This window comes from Candidatus Phytoplasma citri, from assembly GCF_002009625.1.
GTDB classification, from domain to species: Bacteria; Bacillota_I; Bacilli_A; order Acholeplasmatales; family Acholeplasmataceae; genus Phytoplasma; species Phytoplasma citri.
In genome coordinates this window covers 1-1,229 of the sequence record NZ_MWKN01000024.1, presented here as the reverse complement: position 1 = coordinate 1,229, position 1,229 = coordinate 1, and the positions used below count along the sequence as shown (strand labels likewise).

Here is a 1,229-nt window from a genome sequence, read left to right as displayed (position 1 = left end):
CTTCTGAAGCATAAATTGGTGTATTTTGAATGGCTAAAATCATCTCTTGTGTTAAGGATAAATGTTCTCTTTCTAATTGAACTCTTGCCATATTATTATCAAAATTTCTTAACATTTGTTCTTGATGATTTAGTTGTCTTTGTTGGTAAGTTATTATTTGTTGGTGTACTTGTTGTAACTGGTTTAAATAAAAATTAATTTCTGTTTCCGAACTATGATTAAAAAGAGCATTAATCAATTGTTGAGATATTCTTCTTTGGGTTAATAATAAGTTTCTAAAGGAATGATGTTCATCTATATGATTATTAACAATTGAATTATTTTCAGATGCATAATTATTATGCATTCCCATTACTTGCTGATTATTAGTAATTAATAAAAATAATCCTAAAAAAACAAATAAATTCAATAATAATACATTATTTTTGATTTTAAACATTAATTAAATCTCCTGTAATTTTTATTTTTTCTAATTGTTAAATATATAATAACAAATTCTGCTTTAATTTTTGAAACAAGAAATAAGATTTAAAATAATAAATATTTTTTGAATAATTATTACATTTATTTTTTGTGAACTATTTTTTTATAAAATAATACAATCACATTTAGATTTTTGAATATTATGATCGGATTGTTCATTTGTTTCTAGTTGTTCTGGTTTTTGAGAAGGTTTTATTTGAATAATTAATTCTTTTATTAATCTTTGAAATTCTTCAATTCCAATAACTTCTCTTTGTAATAATTCATCAGCAAGGGGAGATAAAAATTCTTGATATTGTTGAATTATTTCTTGTGTTTTTCTTTTAGCGATATTTTTTATTTTATCTTTTCTTATTTCTAAAGAATCTATTGATAAATAAAAATCTCCTATAAACCATCCTCTTTGTACGATATATTCGGTTTTTGTTTCAATATCTTGTTCATCATGTCGACCTCTATTTTTAATTTCTTCTATAGGTGTTGTGATAGTTTTTTCTGCTTCTAAACCGCCATAATAAACAGATAATGCAAATAAATGTCCAAACGGATTGTCTCTATCAAAAGAAAAATCAGTGCTACCATCAATTTTTTCATCATCTTGTTTTAATTCTATTTTTTTAAGTTTTATGAGATCTGGATATTCTTTATTTCTTTGGTTCAATTCAAAAGCAACTACAGCATGCCCTATTTCATGCAAAGACACAAATTTTTCTTTAGTCATAATATTTGTTTTACTTATAATATTT

The 1,229-nt window shown here is 23.3% G+C and carries 2 protein-coding genes; both read right to left on the bottom strand.

The window, feature by feature from the left end; genetic code table 11:
• On the bottom strand, positions 1–439 hold a 439-nt coding region (locus tag B2G44_RS01045; protein WP_078123009.1), incomplete at its 3' end, for an SVM family protein.
• A gap of 147 nt (positions 440–586) precedes the next feature.
• The coding region (locus B2G44_RS01040) for a hypothetical protein (protein ID WP_078123008.1) at positions 587–1,229 on the bottom strand (643 nt) is incomplete at its 5' end.